Origin of the sequence: Oceanibaculum indicum P24 (assembly GCF_000299935.1) — a bacterium.
GTDB lineage: Bacteria > Pseudomonadota > Alphaproteobacteria > Oceanibaculales > Oceanibaculaceae > Oceanibaculum > Oceanibaculum indicum.
Map to the genome: position 1 here is coordinate 26092 of NZ_AMRL01000016.1, position 23119 is coordinate 49210.

Below are 23119 nucleotides of genomic sequence, written 5' to 3' on the forward strand. Positions count from 1 at the left end.
GGCCGTCCTTATGGGGCGGCCCTTTTCCTTTGGTGGCTTCTTCCTGCAGCTCTTTGCCCCCGCTGGCGTGGCGTGTAGAGTGCCGCCAAAGTGTGAGGGAGAGGGGCCGCAGGATCATGACCGACGCTAATGCCTTCCGGTTCGATACGCTGTCGCTGCATGCCGGGCAGCAGCCGGACCCGACCACCGGCGCGCGCGCCGTGCCGGTCTATCAGACCACATCCTATGTCTTTAAAGACGTCGATCACGCCGCCGCCCTGTTCAACCTGGAACGTTCCGGCCACATCTATTCCCGCATTTCCAACCCCACCGTTGCGGTGCTGGAAGAACGGCTGGCGTCGCTGGAAGGCGGCGTGGGCGCCATCGCCACGGCCAGCGGGCAGGCGGCGCTGCACCTTGCCATCGTAACGCTGATGGGCACGGGCGGCCATATCGTCGCCTCCAACCGGCTCTATGGTGGCAGCCATAATCTGCTGACCCATACGCTGCCGCGCTTCGGCATCACCGCCAGCTTCGTCGATCCGCGCGACTTTGACGGATTCCGCAAGGCGATCCGCCCGGAGACACGCCTCGTCTTCTGCGAGACCATCGGCAATCCCGGGCTGGAAGTCGCGAACCTGCCGGAACTCTCGAAGATCGCGCATGAGGCGGGCATCCCGCTGATGGTCGATTCGACCTTCGCCACGCCCTATCTGTGCCGGCCATTCGATCATGGCGCCGACATCGTCATGCATTCGGCCACCAAATGGCTGGGCGGGCATGGCGTGGCGATCGGCGGCATGCTGGTCGATGGCGGCACCTTCGACTGGGAAAAATCCGGCAAGTTCCCGACCCTGACCGAGCCCTATGCCGGCTATCACGGGCTGGACTTCGCGGAGGAATACGGGCCGCTGGCCTTCATCATGCGTGCCCGCGCCGAGGGGCTGCGCGATTTCGGCGCCTGCATCAGCCCGCACAACGCCTTCCTGCTGCTGCAGGGGGTGGAGACGCTGCCGCTGCGCATGGCACGCCATGTCGGCAATGCGCGCGCGGTGGCAAAGTTCCTGGAAGCGCATCCGGCGGTCGCCTGGGTGAATTACCCCGAACTCGACAGCCACGCCGACAAGGCACTGGCGGCGAAGCTGCTGCCGAAAGGCGCCGGGGCCATCGTGACCTTCGGCGTGAAGGGCGGGCGGGAGGCCGGGCGGCGCTTCATCGAGAAGCTGGCCGTCTTCTCCCACCTCGCCAATGTCGGCGACGCCAAGTCGCTGGTGATCCATCCGGCCTCCACCACCCATCAGCAGATGGATGCGGAGTCGCTGAAGACGGCGGGCATCGGCGAGGAGCTGATCCGCCTGTCGGTCGGGCTGGAGGATGAGGCCGATTTGCTGGCCGATCTCGATCAGGGCCTGAAGGCCTCCCAAAAGGGCTAGAGCATGGAACTGACAGTTGAGGGCAAGCGCGTCTTCGCCGCGACCGGCGGGCGCGATTTCGATCCGGCGCTGCCCGCCGTGATCTTCCTGCATGGGGCCGGCATGGACCGCAGCGTCTGGTCCGGCCAGCTGCGCTATTTCGCCAGCCATGGCTGGGCGGCGCTGGCGCTCGACCTGCCGGGCCATGGACGGTCGGAAGGTCCGGCGCTGCCGGATATTCCGGCGATGGCGGACTGGGTGGCCGCCGTGATGGACAAGGCGGGCATCGCCAAGGCGGCGCTGGCCGGCCATTCGATGGGCGCGCTGGTGGCGCTGGCGACAGCCGCCCGCCATCAGGAGCGGGTGAGTGCGCTGGCGCTGCTGGGGGCGGCGCTGCACATGCCGGTGCATCCCGACCTGCTGGAAGCCGCGCGCACCGGCAACCACGCCGCCATCGACAGCATGGTGAACTGGGGCGTCGGCCGGCCGGCCCATATTGGCGGGCATATCGCGCCGGGCCTGTGGGTCGCGGGCGCCAGCCTGCGGCTGCTGGAGCGCGGCGATTCTGCCGTACTGGCCAGTGACCTTGCCGCCTGCAACGACTATGCGGAAGGCCGGGACGATGCGGCGAAGGTGCTGGTGCCGGCCCTCGTGCTGATCGGCGCCGCCGACCGCATGACCCCGCCCAAGGCCGGGCGCGCGCTGGCCGAGGCGCTGCCCGATCCGCGCCCAGTCGAGATGGCGGGCGCCGGCCACATGATGATGGTGGAGAAGCCGGATACGACGCTGGACGTGCTGAAGGGCTTCCTCGCCGGGGTGAAGCCCGTATGAGCGAGCAGACCGAGATCGCCGAAACCCGTGACCGCTACCCGCATTTCCTGTCCATCCCGACGCGCTGGAAGGACAACGATATCTACGGGCATGTGAACAATGTCGAATATTACTCCTTCTTCGACACGGTGATCTGCACCTACCTGATCCGCGCGGGCGGGCTGGACATTCACCGTGCCCCGGTCATCGGCGTGGCGGTGGAAAGCAAATGCACCTTCCGCCGCTCCATCGCCTTCCCCGATGTGGTGGAGGCCGGCCTGCGCATCGGCCGGCTCGGCAATTCCTCCGCGCGCTACGAGATCGGCCTGTTCCGCGAAGGCGAGGCGGAGATCGCCGCGCACGGCTATTTCGTGCATGTGTTCGTCACCCGCGACACGCAGAAGCCGGTGCCGATCCCCGCCGGCATCCGTTCCGCCCTGGAACGCATCACCGTGGGGTGAGGGTAAATATCCCTCGCCCCGGAAGGGGAGAGGGATGCGTAAGCTTGGCGAACTTTAGTGAGCCTAGCTGAAGCTGGGTGAGGGGAGAGCTGCGCCGTCCTGGCATTTCCCCCTCACCCAGCTCCGGCTAAGCTCGTTCCTCGCTAAGCCTGCGCAACCCTCTCCCGCGCAGGGGAGAGGGAAAATATAGGGGCTACGCCGTCTTTTCCGCCCAGGCGAACAGCTTGCGCATGAAGGCGATGCCTTCCTCGACCTGCGAGATGGCGATGAACTCGTCGGGCTGGTGCGCCTGCACGATGGAGCCAGGGCCGCACATGACGGTGGAGATGCCGGCCTCCTGGAACAGCCCGCCCTCGGTCGCGAAGGCGACAACGCCGGTCTGGTTCACGCCGGTGAGGTGGCGCACCAGCGCCTCGGCCACACCGTCGCTCTCCGGCTTCAGCGGCGGCACGGCGGCGAACAGCCGCATGGTGGCACCGGCCTTCGGCGACTGCGCCTTCAGCTCCGCGTCCAGCGCCTCGACGGCGGCGCGCAGCTCGGCTTCCATGGCTGCGCCGTCATCCTCCGGCACGATGCGCATCTCGACCGAGAAATTGCAGTTCTGCGGGATGATGTTGCCCGCCGTACCGCCCTCGATGCGGCCGATATTGAAGCTGGAATAGGGCGGCTCGAACGCTTCCGCGCTGGGGCGCTGCTTCGCCGCCTCCTGCATCGCCTTCACACTCTGGATCAGGTCGGTGGCGGCGAACACCGCATTCACCCCGTTCTGCGGCAGGCTGGAATGGCCGGCGACGCCGGTGACCTCCACGCGGTAGGCCTGCACGCCCTTGTGCGCGGTGACCAGCTTCATCTCCGTCGGCTCGCCGATGATGACGGCGCGCGGCAGCGGGAAATTCTCGACGATATCGCGGATCAGGTGCTTCACGCCGAAACAGCCCACCTCCTCATCGAAGGAGAAGGCGAAATGGATCGGCGTCTTCAACTCCATCTTCACCAGCTCCGGCACCAGGGCCAGCGCGATGGCGATGAAGCTCTTCATGTCGCTGGTGCCGCGGCCATAGAGCAGACCGTCCTTCTGCACCACCTCGAACGGGTCGGTCGCCCAGATCTGGCCCTCCACCGGCACCACGTCGGTATGGCCGGACAGCACCACGCCGCCTTTGTCCTTCGGGCCGATGGTGGCGTAGAGGTTGGCCTTGCCGTGCGCCTCGTCGAAGGTCAGCCGGCTGTCGATGCCGTATTCCGCCAGATAGGCTTTCACATCCTCGATCAGCGCCAGGTTGGACAGCGCCGAGGTGGTGTCGAAGGCGACCAGCCGGCGGATCATGGCGATGGCGCGTGCGGTATCGGTCACGGAAGGACTCTCCTGAAAGGAAGGGGGATCAGCCGCGCCAGAAGGAGGGCGCGAACAGGATGAGGACGGTGAACAGCTCCAGCCGGCCCATCAGCATGGCCAGCGACAACGCCCATTTGGCGGCGTCGGGCAATGTGGAGAAATTGCCGGCCGGCCCGATGATGTCGCCCAGGCCGGGGCCGACATTGCTGATCGCCGTGGCCGCGCCGGAAATCGCGGTCACGAAGTCGAGGCCCAGCAGCCCCAGCAGCATGGACAGCAGCAGGAAGCACAGCATGTAGGTGATCAGGAAGCCGATGACGGCGGTGGAGACATCCTCCGGCACCGGCTTGCGGTTATAATGCGGAATGAACACGCCATGCGGGCGCAGCAGCCGCTTCATCTGCGCGCGCGCCGTGGCATAGGCGATCTGGATGCGGAAGATCTTCACGCCGCAGGTGGTGGAGCCGGCGCAGCCGCCCAGGAACATCAGGAACAGCATCAGCGACATGCCGAAGCCGCCCCACAGCCCGAAATCGGTGGTGGCGAAGCCGGTGCCGGTCATCACCGAGATGCAGTTGAAGGCGGCATGGCGCACCGCCTCCAGCGGGTGCGTTTCCAGCGTCCAGAACTGCCAGCCCCCGGCCAGCAGCACGGCGGCGCCGGTGATCGACAGGAACCAGCGCACCTGGCTGTCCTGCAGCAGCATGCGCATATCGCCGCGCACCGCCTTCAGATAGGCGATGAAGGGCAGGCTGCCGGCCAGCATGCCGGCCACGACGATATAGTCGATCAGCGCGCTGTCATAATGGCCGATCGAGGCGTCCTTGGTGGAATAGCCGCCGGTCGCCACCGTCGTCATGGCGTGGGCCAGCGCGTCGAAGCCGCTCATGCCGGCGAAATACAGCATGAAGGTCCAGGCCAGCGTGATGCCGGCATAGAGCATGCCCAGCCCGCCGGCCAGCCGCGCGGTGCGGGGCAGCACCTTCTCCGGCGTGTCGAACGCCTCGGTCTTGAACAGCTGCATGCCGCCGACCGACAGCATCGGCAGGATGCCCATGGCGATGACGATGATGCCGATGCCGCCCAGCCATTGCAGCAGGGCGCGCCACAGCAGCAGGCCCGGCGGGGCGGTATCCAGCCCGACGATGACGGTGGAGCCGGTGGTCGTCACCCCCGACATCGCCTCGAAGAAGGCATCGGTATAGCTCAGCTTCAGGTCGGAAAAGGCGAAGGGCAGCGCGCCGAACAGCGCCACCACCAGCCACAAGAGCGTGGTCAGCAGGAAGGCCTGCCGCAGATTGAGGCTGACGGTGCGCGTGCCCTGCGTGGTCAGCATCAGCGACACGCCGGCGAACAGGGTGATCAGGGCGGAGGCCGCGAAGACCTGCCAGTCCTCATGCCCGGTCAGCGCATCCACCAATGCGGGAATGACCATCACCCCGGCCAGCAGGGCCAGCACCAGACCGACAATATAGAGAACGGGACCGAGAGCGGGCACGGCTCAGCCTGTCCTCAGGGAAGGGCGGGCCATCGGGGAGGGCGGGCGCACCGCCACGCTTGCGGCCGCACCGGCGGTGGGGCCAGCGGCGGGGACCGTCAGGGGGGCCAGATTGGGGGCCGCTTTTCGGGTCGTGGTTCTGCTCGGGCGCATCATCGCGCGATCAAAGGCGATAACGGCGCGCCTGTCCAGTGGGAGGGCCAGTAGGAGGGGGACGGAGGTGACACGACACATCGGAGAATAGGCATTGGAAACGCCCACCCCTCCGTCGTCACCCTCGGGCTTGACCTCCGGCGGAAGCCATCTTTCTCAGTCGTCACCCTCGGTCAGATATCGGGACGGTCGGACAGTTTTCTTTCGTCACCCTCGGGCTTGACCCGAGGGTCCAGGGGCGGTGCCCTGCCTGAAACGCCTCAGCCCGTGGCCCCTGGATGCCCGGATCAAGTCCGGGCATGACAAGTAGAGAGACTTGCAGGCCGTAACGCGGAAAATCACTCACCCGCACATTGCGCGCCGACGCACGAGCCGACGCTGAGTTAGCATGTAACGTGCAGCCTTGCGGTTGATATTGGTTACCGATTTCGAAAGTGTCACATAATATGCAAGGATAACTTATTAGTCCGAGCACACTTGTATGTAGGTTAATGTCGTCAAAATAAGTGCAGAACGAGTTTTCAGCCAAGAGTTTCTATGAAATAAATAGCTTTGTTTCCCTCACATCGCACCGAGGGCGCGGATTTATAGAACTTTTTAAGGACCGGAAGAGGGTAATATGTGGGAAAGTTTCGGATTTAGCCGCAATCTTTACGACACACATCCGGTCGAAGGTAACGACCAGGGTGAGAGGCTACTGGTTGGTAGGTCTAATGAGGTTACCCGCATTAAGAGCCGCATCAGCGGTTTTAGAACAGTACTTACGCTTGAAGGGCCAAACGGTGTTGGAAAGACTAGTCTTGTGTTGGTGTCAGGGCACCAACTCCAAAAAGAAAGCGAAGGACGTGGAAAGTCATCGTATTTGTTGCTTCCAGAACCTGTTCAGTTCACACAAGAAGATACTGCGGTTGATTTTAAGCGTAAGGTTTATTCAAAGATCGCATCACACTTTATTGCGAACGAAAGGGATCTGAGATCGCGACTTGACCTACAGTTTTCTCTAGGGCCACTGAGGGCATGGCTAGAAAATCCTTTGAATTTTGAAGGAAGCATATCAATCGCAGGTTTCGGAGGAGGAGGCGGGCGAACTCCAAACGAATCTACCGGCTTTGACGTTCATGGTTTTTTTACGCTTGTGGACAGACTTTTGCAGGCATCATTTACAAATGATGGAGGTATTATTTGCGTTCTTGATAATCTAGAGATATTAAATACATCACAACTTGCACGCCAAAGATTAGAAACGCTTCGAGACGATTTATTCGCCAAACATGGTCTAAAATGGGTCGTTTGTGGCGCACGTGGAATTGTGCGATCTGTAGCAAGTTCGCCTCGATTACAGGGGCGACTTTTAGAGCCCATTGAGGTTAATCCACTGGATGGTCATTCTATAGATCAATTGATCGCTTCACGTGTTGCAGAATTCAGGACGAGACCTGATTCCATTCCGCCGGTGGGCGCAGATTCCTTTAAATATGTATTCAAAATACTGAACAATAATCTTCGAGATTCTTTAAAATACTCTGGAGATTTCGCGGCGTGGCTGGATGAAAATCAACGATACAATGAGACTGCTTCAAGTCTTGATGATTTGTTCCAAGTGTGGCTTGCCGATCAGAGCGAGAGATACTTTACGACAATAAATGTACCTCCCCGTGCGTGGCAGCTTTTTGATGATATTTGTGAGAAAGGGGGGTCGATCAGCCCTTCTGATTATGAAGATTTCGGATTCAATTCTCCGCAGCATATGCGCGGCCAAGTGGCTAAATTAGAACAGGCGGATCTTGTTGTTTCAGAGCTTGATGACACTGATCATCGTAGGAAAACGATATCAGTGCAGGCAAAAGGGTGGCTGCTTAGACATCATCGAACAGGCTACCGTCCCCCGGATTGAATGCATAAACAATGCTCAGGTCTTCTTGCATCAAGGAGGCTTTGATTATGTGACTGTCCCTCATGCTTGCCATATGCTTAGACGGACGTGAGAATATAATGGAAGGCTATAGGGTGCATCCTTTGGGCAAGATATAGTTTGGAATTTCGATAAGAATCTCAGGGCAGTAAAGTATATCGACTTTACTAATCCTGACCAACCTTGCTCCCCCCTCACCCCACCATCTCGGCCTTCCGGTAGCCCTGATAATAGAGCAGGGCGGTAAGGTCGGTGTGGTCCACGCGGAAGCGGGCCTCGGCGGCCACGATGGGCTTGGCGCGGAAGGCGACGCCCAGCCCGGCGGCCTTCAGCATGGCGAGGTCGTTGGCGCCGTCGCCCACCGTCACGGCGGCCTCGGGCGCGATGGCGAGGTCGGCGGCCAGCTCGTTCAGCGCGGCCAGCTTGGCGTCGCGGTCGAGGATCGGCTCCGCCACCGTGCCGGTCAGCACCCCCTCCTCGACATTCAGCACATTGGCGCGGTCGAGGTGGAAGCCGCAGCGCTCCCGCACCTTGCCGGTAAACCAGGTGAAGCCGCCGGAGACCAGCGCGGTGCGCGCACCGTTCGCCCGCATGGTCTGCACCAGCGTGCGGGCACCCGGCGTCAGCTCCACACCCTCATAGGTCCGCTCCAGCGCATCCGCCGACAGGCCCTTCAGCATGGCGACGCGCTCGCGCAGCGCGGTGGCGAAATCGATCTCGCCATTCATCGAGCGCGCGGTGATCGCGGCAATCTTCTCCTTCAGGCCCGCATAGGCCGCCAGCTCGTCCAGCGTCTCGCTGGTGACGATGGTGGAATCCATGTCGGCCAGCAGCAGTTTCTTGCGCCGCCCGTCGGGCTTCTGTATCGCCATATCGACGGGCGCGCCGGCGAGGCGGTCGCGCAGGGCGGCTTCCGCCGTCGCGGGGTCTGCCGTTTCCAGCGCGATGTCGAGGGCCGTCCCCTCGGCCAGCCAGTCGCGGGAACCGGGATTGGCGCCAGCCTCGGACAGGGCGGCCCCGGCGGCATCGAGCAGGGCGGCATCCAGCGTCTGGCGGGCGGGATCGGCGATCAGGGTCAGGACGAACGACATGGGTTACCTCGCAATGGGAACGCGCTTATCTAGCCCCCCGCGCGCGGCAGGAAAAGGGAAGATACGATGACCATGTCGGGAGGGGCGCCCGTGATCGTCGTCGCCGGGCCGACCGCCAGCGGCAAGTCGGCGCTGGCGGTGGAGATTGCCGAGGCGTTCCGGGGCGTGGTCATCAATGCCGATTCCATGCAGGTCTATGCCGATCTGCGGGTGCTGACCGCGCGCCCCTCGGAGGCGGAGGAGCGCCGCGTGCCGCACCGGCTCTATGGCGTGCTGGACGGGGCGCAGAAATGCTCGGCCGGGCGCTGGCGCGAGCTGGCGCTGGCGGAGATATCGCGCGTCCAGGCCGCCGGCCAGCTGCCGGTGCTGTGCGGCGGGACGGGGCTCTATATCCAGACGCTGATGCGCGGCATCGCCCCGGTGCCGGCGGTGCCGGCCAGCTTCCGCGCGGAGGCGACGGCGCTGCATGCGCAGCTTGGCGGCCCCGGCTTTCACGAAAGGCTGGCGGAGCGCGACCCGGTGATGGCGGCGCGGCTGCACCCCGGCAACACGCAGCGGCTGATCCGCGCCTGGGAGGTGCTGAACGCAACCGGCCGCTCGCTGGCGGACTGGCAGGCCGCACCCCGGACAGGCGCGGCGACTGGTCTCGACTTCCTGTCCTTCGTGCTGCTGCCGGCGCGCGCCCCGCTCTATGCCGCCTGCGACGGGCGCTTCATGCAGATGGTGGAGATGGGGGCGCTGGAGGAGGTGCGGGCGCTGGTCGCGCGCGGGCTCGATCCGGCGCTGCCGGTGATGAAGGCGCTGGGCGTGCGCGAGCTGGCGGCGCATCTGGCGGGAGAGCTGACGCTGGAGGAGGCCATCGACCAGGCGCAGCGCGAGACGCGGCGCTACGCCAAGCGGCAGGTGACCTGGTTCCGGCACCAGATGGAGGATGCCATGATTTTCGAGACAGGCTATGGCGCGAAATATTCGACAAGCCCGCGAGATGAAATCTTTTCGAAAATTCGTCAATCTGGGTTGACCGCGAAGGGCTGACGGTCTAGCTTCCGGCCTCCCCCGCGCCGAAAGCGCGGCGAGGGGCGATTTGTGACCGCATAAACCGACCGCATCCACAGGATGAATGAAGATGGCAACCGACAAGATGACGACCGAGCCCCAGGAGGAGATGAGCGGCGCTGCCCAGCTGCTGCGCGCCCTTGAGGATCAGGGCGTCGAGGTTATCTTCGGCTATCCCGGCGGTGCGGTCCTGCCGATCTATGACGAGATATTCAAGAACAACCGCATCCGCCACATCCTGGTGCGCCACGAGCAGGCGGCTGTGCATGCGGCGGAAGGCTATGCGCGCTCCACCGGCAAGACCGGTGTGGTGCTGGTGACCTCCGGCCCCGGCGCTACCAACGCCGTCACCGGCCTGACCGACGCGCTGATGGATTCGATCCCCATCGTCTGCCTCACCGGCCAGGTGCCGACGCATCTGATCGGCAATGACGCCTTCCAGGAGGCCGACACCACCGGTATCACCCGCCCCTGCACCAAGCATAATTACCTGGTGAAGGATGTGCGCGACATGTCGCGCGTGGTGCATGAGGCGTTCTATGTCGCCAGCAATGGCCGTCCCGGCCCGGTGGTCATCGACCTGCCGAAGGACGTGCTGTTCGCCAAGGGCCCCTATGGCGGCAAGCCGGATGGAAGGCTGCACAAGAGCTACCGCCCGCAGGTGAAGGGCGACAGTGCCGCCATCGACGAGGCTGTGCGCCTGCTGGCCGGCGCCAAGAAGCCGATCATCTATGGCGGCGGCGGCATCATCAATTCCGGTCCGCATGCGTCCGAGCTGCTGACCAAGCTGGTGCGGATGACCGGCTATCCCTGCACGCTGACGCTGATGGGCCTCGGCGCGCTGCCGGCCTCCGACCCGCATTTCCTCGGCATGCTGGGCATGCACGGCACCTACGAGGCGAACCTCGCCATGTATAATGCCGATGTGATGCTGTGCGTCGGCGCGCGGTTCGACGACCGGGTGACCGGCAAGCTGACCGAGTTCTCGCCGAACTCGAAGAAGATCCACATCGATATCGACCCGTCCTCGATCAACAAGAATGTCCGGGTGGATGTGCCGCTGGTCGGCGATGTCGGCAATGTGCTGGAGGAGATCGTCGGCCGCTGGCAGAAGCAGAAGCTGTCGCCCGACGGCAAGGCGCTGGCTGCCTGGTGGAAGCAGATCGACAACTGGAAGAGCCGCGACAGCCTGAAGTTCGGCCCGTCCGAAAAGACCATCAAGCCGCAGCACGCGATCAGGCGCCTGTACGAGCTGACGCGCGAGCGCGACGAGGTGTTCATCACCACCGAGGTTGGCCAGCACCAGATGTGGGCCGCCCAGCACTTCCATTTCGAGAAGCCGAACCGCTGGATGACCTCGGGCGGCCTCGGCACCATGGGCTATGGCCTGCCTGCCGCCATGGGCGTGCAGATCGCCCATCCGGGCGCGCTGGTGGTCGATATCGCCGGCGAGGCGTCGATCCTGATGAACATCCAGGAGATGTCCACGCTGGCGCAGTATAATCTACCGGTGAAGGTGTTCATCCTGAACAACCAGTGGATGGGCATGGTGCGCCAGTGGCAGGAACTGCTGCATGGCGGGCGCTATTCGGAAAGCTATTCGGAGGCGCTGCCCGACTTCGTGAAGCTGGCCGAGGCCTTCCAGGCGGTGGGCCTGCGCGCCGAACGGCCGGACCAGCTGGACGATGTCATCAAGGAGATGCTGGCGGTGGACCGCCCGGTCATCGCCGATATCTGCGTCGATCAGAAGGAAAACTGCTTCCCGATGATCCCCTCGGGCGCCGCGCATTACGAGATGCTGCTGGGGCCGGAGGATCATGCCGAGCAGCCGACCTCGGAGGAGGGGATGGTCCTCGTTTAGGCGCTGCCTGGGCGCTGCCTGCCGCAGCGCCCGTCCGCCTTCCCCGACACGCCGCCTGCCGGTTCCGGTGAGCGGCCCATTCTGGAGCCTGATTCTTGGAAGCCATCGAACGCCATACCATCGCCGTGCTGGTGGATAACGAGCCCGGCGTGCTCGCCCGGGTGATCGGCCTGTTCTCCGGCCGCGGCTACAATATCGAGAGCCTCACCGTGTCCGAGGTCGATACGGCGCGTGGCCTGTCGCGCATCACCGTCGTCACCAGCGGCACGCCGATGATCATCCAGCAGATCAAGGCGCAGCTCGACCGGCTGGTGCCGGTCCACCGGGTCGCCGACCTGACGGCGGATGGCGAGCATGTCGAGCGCGAGCTGGCGCTGATCAAGGTCGCCAACACCGGCGAGGACCGCATCGAGGCGCTGCGCATTGCCGACACCTTCCGCGCCCGCGTGCTGGACAGCACGCTGGAGAGCTTCACCTTCGAGCTGACCGGCACCGCCGGCAAGCTTGACGCCTTCATCAAGCTGATGGTGGCGCTGGGCAAGGTGGAGGTGTCGCGCACCGGCGTGGTCGCGATCTCGCGGGGCAGCGACATTGCCATGGGCATGCAGCGCGACGCCACGGCGGACGGAATCTAACCCAACCAGTACGGCGGCAACGCCATCAACCCCAACCCAGTCGAAAACGAAGGAACTACACCATGCGGGTCTATTACGATCGCGATGCCGACGTGAATCTGATCAAGGACAAGAAGATTGTCATCGTCGGTTACGGCAGCCAGGGCCATGCCCACGCCAACAATCTGAAGGACAGCGGCGTGAAGAACGTCGTCGTCGCACTGCGCGCCGGCTCCGCCACGGCGAAGAAGGCGGAGGCCGCCGGCTTCAAGGTGCAGACCCCGACCGAGGCGGTGAAGGATGCCGACGTGGTCATGATGCTGACCCCGGACGAGCTGCAGGCCGATATCTACAATGCCGAACTGGCGCCGAACATGAAGAAGGGCTCGGCGATCTGCTTCGCGCATGGCCTGAACATCCATTTCAACCTGATCGAGGCGCGCTCCGACCTGGACGTGTTCATGATCGCGCCGAAGGGCCCGGGCCACACCGTGCGCTCCGAATATCAGCGCGGCGGCGGCGTGCCCTGCCTGGTTGCGGTGGACAAGAACAGCTCCGGCAATGCGCTGGAAATCGCCCTGTCCTACGCCTGCGCCATCGGCGGCGGCCGCGCCGGCATCATCGAGACCACCTTCAAGGAAGAGTGCGAGACCGACCTGTTCGGTGAGCAGGTCGTGCTGTGCGGCGGCCTAGTCGAGCTGATCCGCGCCGGCTTCGAGACGCTGGTGGAAGCCGGCTACGCCCCGGAGATGGCCTATTTCGAGTGCCTGCACGAGGTGAAGCTGATCGTGGACCTGATCTACGAGGGCGGCATCGCCAACATGAACTACTCGATCTCCAACACCGCCGAATATGGCGAGTATGTCACCGGCCCGCGCATCATCACCGCCGACACCAAGGCCGAGATGAAGCGCGTGCTGAACGACATCCAGTCGGGCATCTTCACCCGCAACTGGATGCTGGAGAACAAGGTCAACCAGACCTCCTTCAAGGCGACCCGCGCCAAGGCCGCCGCCCATCCGATCGAGGAAGTGGGCGAGAAGCTGCGCGCGATGATGCCGTGGATCGGCCAGAACCGCCTCGTCGACAAGACCAAGAACTGATCCGTTCCGTCAGCCGGATTGGCGAGGGCCCGGGCACCGTCCCGGGCCCTTTGCCGTTCGGGAATGGCCGGGTTTACTGGACAAAGCGCCTTCCGGCTTTAAATATGGATCGACAAGACGGCAGGCGGCGCCACGGATCGCCGCGCCCGGAGAAGAGGCCATGTACAAGCAGACCACCCGATCGATCAGCGTCACCGTGCGGCCCATCTATCTGGAGGACCAGTCCACCCCGTCCGACAATCACTATGTCTGGGCCTATCAGGTGAAGATCGAGAATGAGGGCAGCGAGACGGTGCAGCTGCGCCGCCGCTTCTGGCGCATTACCGATGCGCTGGGCCGCACCCAGGAGGTGCGCGGCGATGGCGTCGTCGGCGAGCAGCCGGTGCTGCGCCCAGGAGAGAGCTTCGAATATACCAGCGGCACGCCGCTCAGCACGCCTTCGGGCATCATGGTCGGCGCCTATACGATGGAAGCCGGCGATGGCAGCCATTTCGACATCGATGTGCCGGCCTTCTCGCTGGACAGTCCGCACCAGCCCGTCCGGCTGAATTAGGCCATATACGCAGCGAACCATCCGGTGGTTCACGAGTTACTGAAAAATAAAAGTTTTTCTTCATATGCGCTTGAAGCCCCATGACCGGGCGCCATTTCGACGACATATGAAGGAGATGCCGTCTGCCAGAATGCGCCTGAGTACTCCCGCTCCGGCCCGGACGGTGACCATGACCCGAAAAGGCATGCCATGAACGAAAACATCATGAAGCCGTCCGTCGAGGCCAGCCGGCTCGCTCTCGGTTCGGTATCCGGTGTCGAGCGTCCGTCGCGGGAAGAAGCGGAGGCGGCGGTGCGCACACTGCTGCGCTGGGCCGGCGACGATCCGGCGCGCGAAGGGTTGCTGGACACGCCGAAGCGCGTCGCCAAGGCCTATGAGGAATGGTTCGGCGGCTATGCGGTCGATCCGGTAGAGATGCTGAAGCGCACCTTCGACGAGACCGACGGCTATGACGAGATGGTGCTGCTGCGCGACATCCGCTTCGTGTCGCATTGCGAGCATCACATGGCGCCCATCGTCGGGCGCGCCCATGTCGCGTACCTGCCGCTGAACCGTGTCGTCGGCATCTCCAAGCTGGCGCGGGTGGTGAACGCCTATGCGCGCCGGCTGCAGATCCAGGAGCGGCTGACCGCGCAGATCGCCAACACCATCAACGATGTGCTTGAGCCCAAGGGTGTGGCCGTTGTCATCGAGGCCGAGCATGGCTGCATGACCTCGCGCGGGGTGAACACCCACGGTACCTCCATGGTCACCAGCCGCATGCTGGGCGCCTTCCGCGCCAATGCCAGCACGCGCCGCGAGTTCCTGACGATGATCGGCAACCCGCAGAGCAGTGCTGCCCTGTAAGGGATACACGCCGGAACGAAAAAGGCCCCGCCGGAGCGGGGCCTTTTCTTTTGCGCGGTTGTGGGGCCTAGCCCTCGATCCGCACCGCGACGAAGCGCATCTCGCCCTTGCGGTTGACCAGCAGCAGGACGGACTTGCGGCCGGCCTTCTGCGCGGATTGCACCTTCTCGACGAGTTCGGCCGGGCTGTTCACCTCCTCCTGGCTGACCTCGACGATCATGTCGCCGGGCTGGATGGCCTTTTCGGCCGCCGGGCTGTTCGGCTTCACCTCGGTCACCAGCACGCCCTTGGCGGTGTCGGCAAGGCCGAAGCGCTGGCGCAGTTCCGGGGTCACGCCAGTGAGGCTGAGGCCCAGCGAATCGACCGTGCGGTTGACGGCGCCGGAATCGGCCGGCTTGGTCGGGTCCAGCAGGCCGGCCTGTTCGGCCTCCTCCAGCTCGCCCACCTTCACCTGCACGGTCAGCTTCTTGCCGTCGCGCCAGATCTCGACCGGCACGTCCTCGTCGATCTTGGTGGCGGCCACGATGCGGGGCAGGCGGCGCATGTCGGGGACGTTCTGGCCATTGAACTTCAGCACGATGTCGCCAGCCTTGATGCCGCCCTTGTCGGCCGGGCCGGTCTCGGTGACGCTGGCGATCAGCGCGCCGCGCGCCTTGTCGAGGCCCAGGCTCTCGGCGATCTCGTCGGTCACCATCTGGATGCGGACACCCAGCCAGCCGCGGCGGGTGCGGCCATATTCCTTCAGCTGCTCGATGACCGGCTTGGCCAGCGCCGAGGGGACGGCGAAGCCGATGCCAATGGAGCCGCCGGACGGCGAGTAGATGGCGGTGTTGATGCCGACCACCTCACCCGACATGTTGAACATCGGGCCGCCCGAATTGCCGCGGTTGATCGAGGCATCGGTCTGCAGGAAATCGTCATAGGGGCCGGCATTGATGTCGCGGGCCCGTGCCGAGACGATACCGGCGGTCACCGTGCCGCCCAGGCCGAACGGGTTGCCGATGGCCAGCACCCAGTCGCCGACGCGGCTGGCGTCGCTGTCGCCCCAGCCCACAGCGGTCAGCTTATAATCGCCGGGGTTGATCTTCAGCAGGGCAAGGTCGGTCTTCGGGTCGCGGCCGACGATCTCCGCCTCGAACTCGGCATCGTCATGCATGCGGATCGTCACCTTGTCGGCGTCCGCGATGACATGGTTGTTGGTCACGATGAAGCCGGAGGCATCGATGACGAAACCGGAGCCCAGCGAGGTGGCGCGACGCGGCTGGTTCGGCCGCTGCTGGCGATCGAAGAAGTCGCGGAAGAACTCCTCGAACGGCGATCCGGGAGGGAATTGCGGCATCTCCGGCACGTCCTGGGGGGAGGACTGCACGGTCTGCGTGGTGGAAACGTTCACGACCGCCGGCAGCAGCTTCTCGGCCATGTCGGCGAAGCTGTCGGGCGCCGGGCGGGCGAGGGCGGGCACGGCCTGGACCAGCACCGCGAGGGCCAGCAGGGTCGCGAAAAACCGGTTCGCGGACAGGCGGCGGGACGACCCGTCTGCTTGCGCGCTTGTACCGGGAAGGAACGCCAGACGATTGCTCATGGGAGGCCTTCTCTTGTCCTTCGTCACAGGAAAGTCGGGAACCCGGTCATGGCTGGTATCGTTCCTGACCTGACCGGAAAGCCCGATGGCGGTTCGACGCATCGGAGGGCGTCGCATGTCCGCTATTCAGCTTTTCACATATGGTCAAATTAAGACATACCCCAATCCGTTTTGGGCATTTGTGGGGCCATTTGCGGCACGCTTGCCGCAGCTAACCGCGTATCCACCAGACCAGCAGCACACCCACCGCCGCGGCCAGCAGCCCGGCCAGCCGCAGGTTTGCCGGCGGCTGCGCGATGGCGATGCGCATCATGGCCTGCATGCCGCCGGGGAACAGGGCATAAAGTATCCCTTCCAGGGCGATCATGAGGGCAATGGCCGTCAGCAGGTCGGTCACACCGGTATCCAATCAAAAAAAATAGCGCGGCGGAGCCGGATGGCCACCGCCGCGCCAGGAAACATTGCCTTCAACCTTAGCGGGGCGTGGCCGTGCCGCTCATGCTGTTGAAGAAGCGCATGAAGTCGCTGTTCGGTGACAGCACCATGGTGGTGCCGTCCTGGCCCAGCGAATCGCGGTAGGCTTCCATGCTGCGGTAGAAGGAGAAGAACTGCTGGTCCCGGCTGAAAGCCTCGGCGTAGATGTTGATCGCGTCGGCATCGCCCTGACCGCGAACGATCTGCGCTTCACGCTCGGCATTGGCGATGATGACGACACGCTGGCGGTCGGCATCGGCGCGGATCTGCTGGGCCAGCTCGAAGCCTTCGGCGCGGGCTTCCTTCGCCTCCCGTTCACGCTCGGAACGCATGCGGTTGTAGATCGCCTGGCTGGTCTGCTCCGGATAGTCGGCGCGACGCACCCTGACATCGACGATCTGCAGGCCCAGCCGCTCGACCGAGGCATTCACCTCGCTGGTCATCTGGGTGATGATCGCGTCACGGTTGGCCGACAGGATGTCGGTCAGGTTGGCGTTACCGAGTGCCCGGCGTAGCGACGAGTTGATGATCGCGGTCAGCCGCTGGCGGGCGCCGAACTCATTGCCCACCGACTGGTAGAACAGCAGCGGATCGGTGATGCGGAAACGTGCATAGCTGTCCACATCGAGGCGCTTCTGGTCCACCAGGATGACCTGCTGGCGCGGCGGATCGAGGTCCAGCACGCGCAGCTCATAGCGCTGCAGGTTCTGGATGAAGGGCAGCTTCACATGCAGCCCCGGCTCCTTCACGACGCGCTTGGGTTCGCCGAACTGCAGCACCAGCACCTGCTCGGTCTGATGCACGGTGAACAGCGCGCTGGAGGCAACGATACCGGCGACGACGATCAGGCCGCCCAGGATCGCAAGCAAATTGCGTGGCATGGCGTCCTCCCTCAGTTCCGGTTCGCCGCCGGGGCGGTCGATGTGCCCTGGCCGGTACGTTTCTGGATTTCCGGCAGCGGCAGATACGGCACGACGCCGCCCTGGCCGCCATCCTTGTCGTCGATGATGACCTTCTGCACGTTGCCCAGAATCTGCTGCATGGTTTCGATATAGATGCGCTGCTGCGTGACGTCCGGGGCCTTGGAATAGGCCTCATACACCGACAGGAAGCGCTGCGCGTCACCCTGGGAGCGGTTGACCACCTCCTCGCGGTAGGCGCGGGCTTCCTGGATCAGCCGCTCCGCATCGCCTCGGGCGCGTGGCACGATGTCGTTCCGGTAGGCTTCTGCCTCGTTCCGCACACGCTCCTTGTCGGCGCGGGCACGCTGCACCTCGTTGAAGGCGTCCACGACCGGGGCCGGCGGATCGACCGCCAGCAGCTGGATCTGCCGCACCTCGACGCCGGACTGATAATCGTCCAGCAGGCGCTGGGCATTCTCGGTGGCGCGCACCTCGATCACCTGTCGGCCTTCGGTCAGCGCGACCTGGATCGGCGTCTGGCCGATGATCTCGCGCATCACGCTTTCCGCCACTGCCTTCACGGTCAGGTCCGGGTTACGCAGCTTGAACAGGAACTGGCCGGCATCCTTGATGCGCCAGAACACGACGAAATCGATATCGACGATGTTCTCGTCGCCCGTCAGCATCAGGCTTTCCTCGGGATCGTCGCGGCTGACGCCGGCGCGGCCGGCGGAATCGCCCGACGAGCGGAAGCCGATCTCGATGCGGTTTTCGCGCGTGACATTCGGAGTCAGCACGCTCTCGATCGGGGTGGGCAGGTGATAGTTCAGACCGGGGCCGGTGGTGCGCACCCATTCGCCGAAGCGCAGGACCACGCCCTGCTCATCCGGCTGCACGCGGTAGAAGCCGCTGGCACCCCACAGCGCCACGGCCACCAGCAGGACCAGGATGATGCCCTTGGTGTTGCCGAAGCCGCCCGGCATCATGTTCTGAAAGCGTTCCTGACCCTTCTTGATCAGTTCTTCGATATTGGGGGGCTGCGGACCACCGCCGCCACCACCGCCGCCGCCACCCGGACGGCCCCACGGGCTGCCGCCATTGCCGCCGCCGCCGCCACTACCCCAAGGGCCGCCGCCCTGGCCGCCCCCCTGATTGCTATTCCAAGGCATTCTTGTTTCCCAGCCTGGCCTGTTTTTCCTTTGTCGCGCCCGCCATCCTTACGCGATCCCATCGGGCGTTTCCAGAGAAAGGCACCCGCAGGGCGCAAGAGTTGCGCCGCGACCCTCCGGGATATTGGCTGTAGCCGCCGGTTTTCAATGCGCTGCGGCTGAAAGATCGGCGCGCTGACGCCTTTCAGTCCCCACCGATGAGCGTCCGCGCGGCTGCCACGGCGCTGCGGTAATCGGCTGCCACAACCGGGGCGCCTGCCCCGTCCCGGATCAGCCCCATGCGGGCCATCAGTCCGGCCGGCTGCGGCTGCAGGCCGGACAGGATGACGGTCGTGCCCTGGGATTGGCAGCGCTTCAGGAAGGCGTCCAGCGTTCCGGCGCCGCTGGCATCCATCAGCGGGACATGGCGCAGCCGCAGGATGAAGACTCTCGGCGTCGCGCCGACGCGCTCCAGCACATCGGTCAGCCGGCCCGACGCGCCGAAGAACAGCGGCCCGCGGATCAGGAACACCTCGACGCCGGGCGGCAGGTTCTCGCGCTCGTTGCTGTCCTCATCCTCGTCATCGTCGTCTGCCAGAGGATTGACGCCGCCCTGCACCTCGACCGCCTCGGCCATGCGCACCATGAACAGGATGGCGGCCAGCACGATGCCGACCTGGATTGCTACGGTCAGGTCCACCAGCACGGTCAGGCCGAAGGTCAGCAGCAGCACCAGCCGGTCGCCATGCGGCGCCTTCATCAGATGGCGGAAGCGGTCGGCCTCGCTCATGTTCCAGGCCACCACTACCAGCACGGCGGCGAGGCAGGCCAGCGGCACATAGACCATCAGGTGTGCCAGCGCGACCATGAACACCAGCAGGAACAGGGCGTGCAGCATGCCGGCGACCGGGCTGACAGCGCCGGAGCGGATGTTGGTCGCGGTGCGGGCGATGGCGCCGGTGGCGGGGATGCCGCCGAACATGGCCGAGCCGATATTGGCGATGCCCTGCGCCATCAGCTCGCCGTTGGAGCGGTGGCGTCGCCCGGTCATGCCGTCGGCGACCATGGCGGAGAGCAGCGATTCGATGCCGGCCAGCAGCGCGATGGTGAAGGCGTCGGGCAGCAGGATGCGGATGCGCTCCAGCGACATGTCGGGCAGGCTGGGGCTGGGCAGCATGTTGGGAATCTCGCCGAAGCGGCTGCCGATGGTCTCGACCGGCAGGCCCAGCGCGAAGGCCAGCAGCGTGCCGGCCAGCACGCCGATCAGGAAGCCCGGCCAGCGCGGCCGCCAGCGCTTCAGCCCGAGGATGATCGCCAGCGTCAGCGCGGCCAGCCCGACAGCGGCGAAGTTGACGCTCGACAGATGCGCGAGATAGGCCTCCCACTGATGCAGGAAATCGGCCGGCAGCCGTTCGATCTCCAGCCCCAGCAGGTCGCGCACCTGGCTGGAGAAGATGATGACGGCGATGCCCGCCGTGAAGCCGGTCACCACCGGCTGCGGCACATATTTGATGTAGGTGCCGAAGCGCAGCAGGCCGAAGGCCAGCAGCATGATGCCGGCCATGATGGTGGCGATCACCAGCCCGTCATAGCCATGCCGGTCGATGACGTTGAACACCACGACCACGAAGGCGCCGGTCGGGCCGCCGATCTGGAACCGGCTGCCGCCCAGCGCGGAGATCAGGAAGCCGGCAATGATGGCGGTGAACAACCCGCGCTCCGGCGTGGTGCCGCTGGCGATCGCCAGCGCCATGGCCAGCGGCAGCGCGACAATGGCAACGGTCAGCCCGGCGATAGCGTCCTGGCGGAACTTACCGAACCCGTAGCCTTCCTGCAGCGCCGTGACCAGCTTCGGGGTGAAGCTGCTGCGGCTTCTGGCAGGGTCGGCAGGCGGCGGCGCCGCAGGGTCTTGCGCCATGAGGGCGGCTTTCTGAAAAGTGCTTAAGTCCCTACTCTTTGTAGGGTCACGAAACAGTAGGACAGGCCGGAGGCTTCATCCAATACAGGATTCGTGCGGTCAGCCTCGCGCCAGGCGCGGGGCTCGATCTCCGGGAAATGCGCGTCGCCGGCAATTTCCGCGTCGATTTCGGTGAGGTACAGCCGGTCGAGCCGGGGCAGGGCCTGGGCGTATATCTCCGCCCCGCCGATCACCATGACCTCCTCCGCGCCGGTCTCACGAGCCAGACTGGCGGCAAGGTCCAGGGCGGTGCCGATGTCGCGGGCGATGTGGATGCCTTCGGCTGCAAAACCGGGATCGCGTGTCACCACGATGTTGGGCCGGCCGGGCAGCGGCTTGCCGATGGACTGGAAGGTCTTGCGGCCCATGACGACCGGCTTGCCCAGTGTCATGGCCTTGAAGAATTTCAGGTCGCCCGGCAGTCGCCAGGGCAGGCCGTTATCCTGGCCGATCACCCGGTTGCGCGCCATCGCGGCAATGGCGGAGAAGATCATGGTGGCACCTTTCGATTTTAGGGCGATTTCGCTTAAACCTTGGTGTTTCTCTGACCGTCATTCCCGGCCTTGTGCCGGGAATCCAGGCTTCCGCTCGCTTAGGCACCGCCGGTATAAGCTGGACCCTGGACCCCCGGGACAAGCCCGGGGGTGACGGATAGAGTATGTAGCCGATAATTGAGCGAGCCCACCGCAGATGAAAGCTTGGAATCCAAGATGGCTTTCTTCGTCTATATCCTCGCAAGCGGAGAGCAAGGCACCCTGTATATCGGTGTGACCAACGACATTGCGCGAAGGGTCCACGAACACAAGGCGGGGGCGGCGGACGGTTTTACCAAGCGCCATGGCGTTTCGCGCCTCGTTTACTACGAGATGTTCGACACTGCCGCTGACGCGATCCAGCGGGAGAAGGCAATGAAACGGTGGAAGCGGGACTGGAAGCTCAACCTGATCGACCGCACCAATCCGGACTGGCGCGATCTATATGAGACGCTGAACGCCTAACTCACACCGCCTCTCACACCGCCACCGGGGCCTTGATGTGCGGGTGGGCCTGGTAGTTCTCCAGCGCGAAATCCTCATAGACGAAGTCGAACAGGCTGCCGACATCCGGGTTCAGCCGCATGGTGGGCAGTGGGTAGGGCGCGCGGGTCAGCTGCAGATCGGCCTGTTCCACATGGTTGGCATAGAGATGCGCGTCGCCCAGCGTGTGGATGAACTCGCCCGGCTTCAGCCCGGTCACCTGCGCCACCATCATTGTCAGTAGCGCGTAGGAGGCGATGTTGAACGGCACGCCCAGGAAGATGTCGGCGGAACGCTGGTAGAGCTGGCAGGACAGCCTGCCGTCCGCCACATAGAACTGGAACAGGCAGTGGCAGGGCGGCAGCGCCATCTTTCCAACCTCGGCCACATTCCAGGCGCTGACGATCAGCCGGCGGGAATCCGGGTTGGCCCTGATCTGCGCGATGAGCTGGCTGATCTGGTCGATGCTGCCGCCGTCCGGCGTCGGCCAGGACCGCCACTGATGGCCATAGACCGGCCCCAGCTCGCCATTCTCGTCCGCCCATTCGTCCCAGATCGAAACGCCATTGCGCTTCAGATAGGCGATGTTGGTGTCGCCCTGCAGGAACCACAGCAGCTCATGGATGATCGACTTCACATGCAGCTTCTTGGTGGTGACCAGCGGGAAGCCTTCTGCCAGGTCGAAGCGCATCTGGTAGCCGAACACGCTGTAGGTGCCGGTGCCCGTGCGGTCGGACTTGTAGGTGCCGGTCTGGCGGACATGGCGCAGGAGGTCGAGATAGGTCTGCATGGCACTGCCTTGGAAGCGATGTCTTGGGTCTGTGGAGCCTGCCATTACTATATATGGTGTTTGGCCGCGATGCAGCCCCCATAAAAAGTAAGTGGTTACCCCTTTCGTTCCGCCCTCGGAATACCTATTATTAAGGCGTCGGGAAACCGGCTATGGGGATAAACCTTTCGCGGAATAAGCATTACGGACCCGGGGGCGGTACCCGGCGCCTCCACCAGTTTACAAGATGCGCCCGTTTACGGATATGTGGGCTGGCGCATCCCTCTGGGGGCGAAACAGGATCGACGTGTGTAGTAAAGGCGTAAGTTTCTCCCGGCATGGTACCACCGTTATCGGGCCAAGCTAGTAGTTGCGAACGACAACTCCAAGCAGGTCGCCCTCGCCGCTTAATTGCGGTCTGGGTAACCACCCTTAAGCCCTTATCTTGCTAAGGTAAGGCGCGGTTCGGAGGGCACCGGGCAACAGAAGCCCTCCACTTACTTTCGTTGCCGCGTGGCTCCATTCCCGATCTTGGTGCCGAGCGTGCTGGCCGTAATCCGCCGGCCGGCCCTTTCGGGCAGGCGGG

The 23119-nt window shown here is 64.2% G+C and carries 21 protein-coding genes and 1 other RNA gene; 12 read left to right on the top strand and 10 right to left on the bottom strand.

From position 1 onward, the window contains the following. The first annotated feature begins 116 nt into the window (after positions 1 to 116). From P24_RS12585 to P24_RS12595, 3 genes are read left to right on the top strand one after another with little or no spacing between them, the layout of a single operon-like run. On the top strand, positions 117 to 1412 hold the full coding sequence (locus tag P24_RS12585) for an O-acetylhomoserine aminocarboxypropyltransferase (RefSeq protein ID WP_008945111.1): 1296 nt from the start codon (positions 117 to 119) through the stop codon (positions 1410 to 1412). Positions 1413 to 1415: 3 nt separating this feature from the next. Further along, complete coding sequence (locus P24_RS12590; RefSeq protein WP_008945112.1) at positions 1416 to 2222, top strand: alpha/beta fold hydrolase; 807 nt, start codon at positions 1416 to 1418, stop codon at positions 2220 to 2222. Beyond that, positions 2219 to 2662: an acyl-CoA thioesterase gene (locus tag P24_RS12595; RefSeq protein ID WP_008945113.1), complete on the top strand. Its 444-nt coding sequence runs from the start codon at positions 2219 to 2221 to the stop codon at positions 2660 to 2662. Before P24_RS12590 ends, P24_RS12595 begins: the two co-directional genes overlap by 4 nt. Before the next feature lie 193 nt (positions 2663 to 2855). Here the strand turns inward: P24_RS12595 and argE are convergent, their stop codons facing one another. Both argE and P24_RS12605 read right to left on the bottom strand, forming a co-directional pair. Next, positions 2856 to 4016, bottom strand: coding sequence for an acetylornithine deacetylase (gene argE, locus P24_RS12600; protein ID WP_008945114.1), 1161 nt, complete (start codon positions 4014 to 4016; stop codon positions 2856 to 2858). A gap of 28 nt (positions 4017 to 4044) precedes the next feature. Further along, positions 4045 to 5496: a TrkH family potassium uptake protein gene (locus P24_RS12605; protein ID WP_008945115.1), complete on the bottom strand. Its 1452-nt coding sequence runs from the start codon at positions 5494 to 5496 to the stop codon at positions 4045 to 4047. Between the two features lie 772 nt (positions 5497 to 6268). Between P24_RS12605 and P24_RS20090 the strand changes: the two genes are divergently transcribed. Beyond that, complete coding sequence (locus tag P24_RS20090) at positions 6269 to 7543, top strand: hypothetical protein (protein ID WP_156816296.1); 1275 nt, start codon at positions 6269 to 6271, stop codon at positions 7541 to 7543. Positions 7544 to 7755: 212 nt separating this feature from the next. Here the strand turns inward: P24_RS20090 and serB are convergent, their stop codons facing one another. After that, the gene (gene serB, locus P24_RS12610; protein ID WP_008945116.1) at positions 7756 to 8652 is read right to left on the bottom strand and encodes a phosphoserine phosphatase SerB; all 897 of its coding nucleotides are present in this window, start codon (positions 8650 to 8652) and stop codon (positions 7756 to 7758) included. 66 nt (positions 8653 to 8718) lie between these two features. Between serB and miaA the strand changes: the two genes are divergently transcribed. From miaA to folE, 6 genes are all read left to right on the top strand, one after another. After that, positions 8719 to 9687: a tRNA (adenosine(37)-N6)-dimethylallyltransferase MiaA gene (gene miaA, locus P24_RS12615; RefSeq protein ID WP_008945117.1), complete on the top strand. Its 969-nt coding sequence runs from the start codon at positions 8719 to 8721 to the stop codon at positions 9685 to 9687. A gap of 106 nt (positions 9688 to 9793) precedes the next feature. Continuing rightward, positions 9794 to 11569, top strand: coding sequence for an acetolactate synthase 3 large subunit (locus tag P24_RS12620; RefSeq protein WP_008945118.1), 1776 nt, complete (start codon positions 9794 to 9796; stop codon positions 11567 to 11569). Between the two features lie 95 nt (positions 11570 to 11664). Next, the gene (ilvN, locus tag P24_RS12625; protein WP_008945119.1) at positions 11665 to 12204 is read left to right on the top strand and encodes an acetolactate synthase small subunit; all 540 of its coding nucleotides are present in this window, start codon (positions 11665 to 11667) and stop codon (positions 12202 to 12204) included. Positions 12205 to 12266: 62 nt separating this feature from the next. After that, entirely contained in the window at positions 12267 to 13286 is a 1020-nt protein-coding gene (ilvC, locus tag P24_RS12630; protein ID WP_008945120.1) for a ketol-acid reductoisomerase, read from the top strand. A 160-nt stretch (positions 13287 to 13446) separates the two neighbouring features. Beyond that, positions 13447 to 13839 (top strand): Co2+/Mg2+ efflux protein ApaG, encoded by a 393-nt coding sequence (gene apaG, locus P24_RS12635; RefSeq protein ID WP_008945121.1) that lies wholly within the window; start codon positions 13447 to 13449, stop codon positions 13837 to 13839. A 204-nt stretch (positions 13840 to 14043) separates the two neighbouring features. Next, positions 14044 to 14685, top strand: coding sequence for a GTP cyclohydrolase I FolE (gene folE / locus P24_RS12640; protein WP_051013141.1), 642 nt, complete (start codon positions 14044 to 14046; stop codon positions 14683 to 14685). 67 nt (positions 14686 to 14752) lie between these two features. Here folE and P24_RS12645 read toward each other — a convergent pair whose 3' ends face one another. From P24_RS12645 to folA, 6 genes are all read right to left on the bottom strand, one after another. Continuing rightward, on the bottom strand, positions 14753 to 16267 hold the full coding sequence (locus P24_RS12645; RefSeq protein WP_008945123.1) for a DegQ family serine endoprotease: 1515 nt from the start codon (positions 16265 to 16267) through the stop codon (positions 14753 to 14755). 211 nt (positions 16268 to 16478) lie between these two features. After that, positions 16479 to 16664: a DUF2065 domain-containing protein gene (locus P24_RS12650; protein WP_040707661.1), complete on the bottom strand. Its 186-nt coding sequence runs from the start codon at positions 16662 to 16664 to the stop codon at positions 16479 to 16481. Between the two features lie 76 nt (positions 16665 to 16740). After that, a complete protein-coding gene (gene hflC, locus P24_RS12655; RefSeq protein WP_008945125.1) occupies positions 16741 to 17622 on the bottom strand; it encodes a protease modulator HflC in 882 nt (293 codons plus the stop codon). A gap of 11 nt (positions 17623 to 17633) precedes the next feature. Beyond that, entirely contained in the window at positions 17634 to 18812 is a 1179-nt protein-coding gene (hflK, locus tag P24_RS12660; protein ID WP_008945126.1) for an FtsH protease activity modulator HflK, read from the bottom strand. 184 nt (positions 18813 to 18996) lie between these two features. Further along, a complete protein-coding gene (locus P24_RS12665; RefSeq protein ID WP_008945127.1) occupies positions 18997 to 20709 on the bottom strand; it encodes a SulP family inorganic anion transporter in 1713 nt (570 codons plus the stop codon). 23 nt (positions 20710 to 20732) lie between these two features. Next, a complete protein-coding gene (folA, locus tag P24_RS12670) occupies positions 20733 to 21242 on the bottom strand; it encodes a type 3 dihydrofolate reductase (protein WP_008945128.1) in 510 nt (169 codons plus the stop codon). A 216-nt stretch (positions 21243 to 21458) separates the two neighbouring features. Between folA and P24_RS12675 the strand changes: the two genes are divergently transcribed. Then, positions 21459 to 21746, top strand: coding sequence for a GIY-YIG nuclease family protein (locus tag P24_RS12675; RefSeq protein WP_008945129.1), 288 nt, complete (start codon positions 21459 to 21461; stop codon positions 21744 to 21746). A gap of 13 nt (positions 21747 to 21759) precedes the next feature. On the opposite strand, the gene P24_RS12680 is transcribed toward P24_RS12675, so the two are convergent. Continuing rightward, positions 21760 to 22554, bottom strand: coding sequence for a thymidylate synthase (locus P24_RS12680; RefSeq protein WP_008945130.1), 795 nt, complete (start codon positions 22552 to 22554; stop codon positions 21760 to 21762). Positions 22555 to 22652: 98 nt separating this feature from the next. Between P24_RS12680 and ssrA the strand changes: the two genes are divergently transcribed. Next, positions 22653 to 23031, top strand: a transfer-messenger RNA (tmRNA) gene (ssrA, locus tag P24_RS19825). Positions 23032 to 23119 lie beyond the last annotated feature (88 nt).

Excerpts from the sequence above, each read along its gene's own strand:
- P24_RS12585 (WP_008945111.1), top strand. The coding sequence starts at position 117 with ATGACCGACGCTAATGCCTTCCGGTTCGATACGCTGTCGCTGCATGCC.
- P24_RS12590 (WP_008945112.1), top strand. The coding sequence starts at position 1,416 with ATGGAACTGACAGTTGAGGGCAAGCGCGTCTTCGCCGCGACCGGCGGG.
- P24_RS12595 (WP_008945113.1), top strand. The coding sequence starts at position 2,219 with ATGAGCGAGCAGACCGAGATCGCCGAAACCCGTGACCGCTACCCGCAT.
- P24_RS20090 (WP_156816296.1), top strand. The coding sequence starts at position 6,269 with ATGTGGGAAAGTTTCGGATTTAGCCGCAATCTTTACGACACACATCCG.
- serB (WP_008945116.1), bottom strand. The coding sequence starts at position 8,652 with ATGTCGTTCGTCCTGACCCTGATCGCCGATCCCGCCCGCCAGACGCTG.
- miaA (WP_008945117.1), top strand. The coding sequence starts at position 8,719 with ATGACCATGTCGGGAGGGGCGCCCGTGATCGTCGTCGCCGGGCCGACC.
- P24_RS12620 (WP_008945118.1), top strand. The coding sequence starts at position 9,794 with ATGACGACCGAGCCCCAGGAGGAGATGAGCGGCGCTGCCCAGCTGCTG.
- ilvC (WP_008945120.1), top strand. The coding sequence starts at position 12,267 with ATGCGGGTCTATTACGATCGCGATGCCGACGTGAATCTGATCAAGGAC.
- apaG (WP_008945121.1), top strand. The coding sequence starts at position 13,447 with ATGTACAAGCAGACCACCCGATCGATCAGCGTCACCGTGCGGCCCATC.
- folE (WP_051013141.1), top strand. The coding sequence starts at position 14,044 with ATGAAGCCGTCCGTCGAGGCCAGCCGGCTCGCTCTCGGTTCGGTATCC.
- P24_RS12645 (WP_008945123.1), bottom strand. The coding sequence starts at position 16,267 with ATGAGCAATCGTCTGGCGTTCCTTCCCGGTACAAGCGCGCAAGCAGAC.
- hflC (WP_008945125.1), bottom strand. The coding sequence starts at position 17,622 with ATGCCACGCAATTTGCTTGCGATCCTGGGCGGCCTGATCGTCGTCGCC.
- hflK (WP_008945126.1), bottom strand. The coding sequence starts at position 18,812 with ATGCCTTGGAATAGCAATCAGGGGGGCGGCCAGGGCGGCGGCCCTTGG.
- P24_RS12665 (WP_008945127.1), bottom strand. The coding sequence starts at position 20,709 with ATGGCGCAAGACCCTGCGGCGCCGCCGCCTGCCGACCCTGCCAGAAGC.
- folA (WP_008945128.1), bottom strand. The coding sequence starts at position 21,242 with ATGATCTTCTCCGCCATTGCCGCGATGGCGCGCAACCGGGTGATCGGC.
- P24_RS12675 (WP_008945129.1), top strand. The coding sequence starts at position 21,459 with ATGGCTTTCTTCGTCTATATCCTCGCAAGCGGAGAGCAAGGCACCCTG.
- P24_RS12680 (WP_008945130.1), bottom strand. The coding sequence starts at position 22,554 with ATGCAGACCTATCTCGACCTCCTGCGCCATGTCCGCCAGACCGGCACC.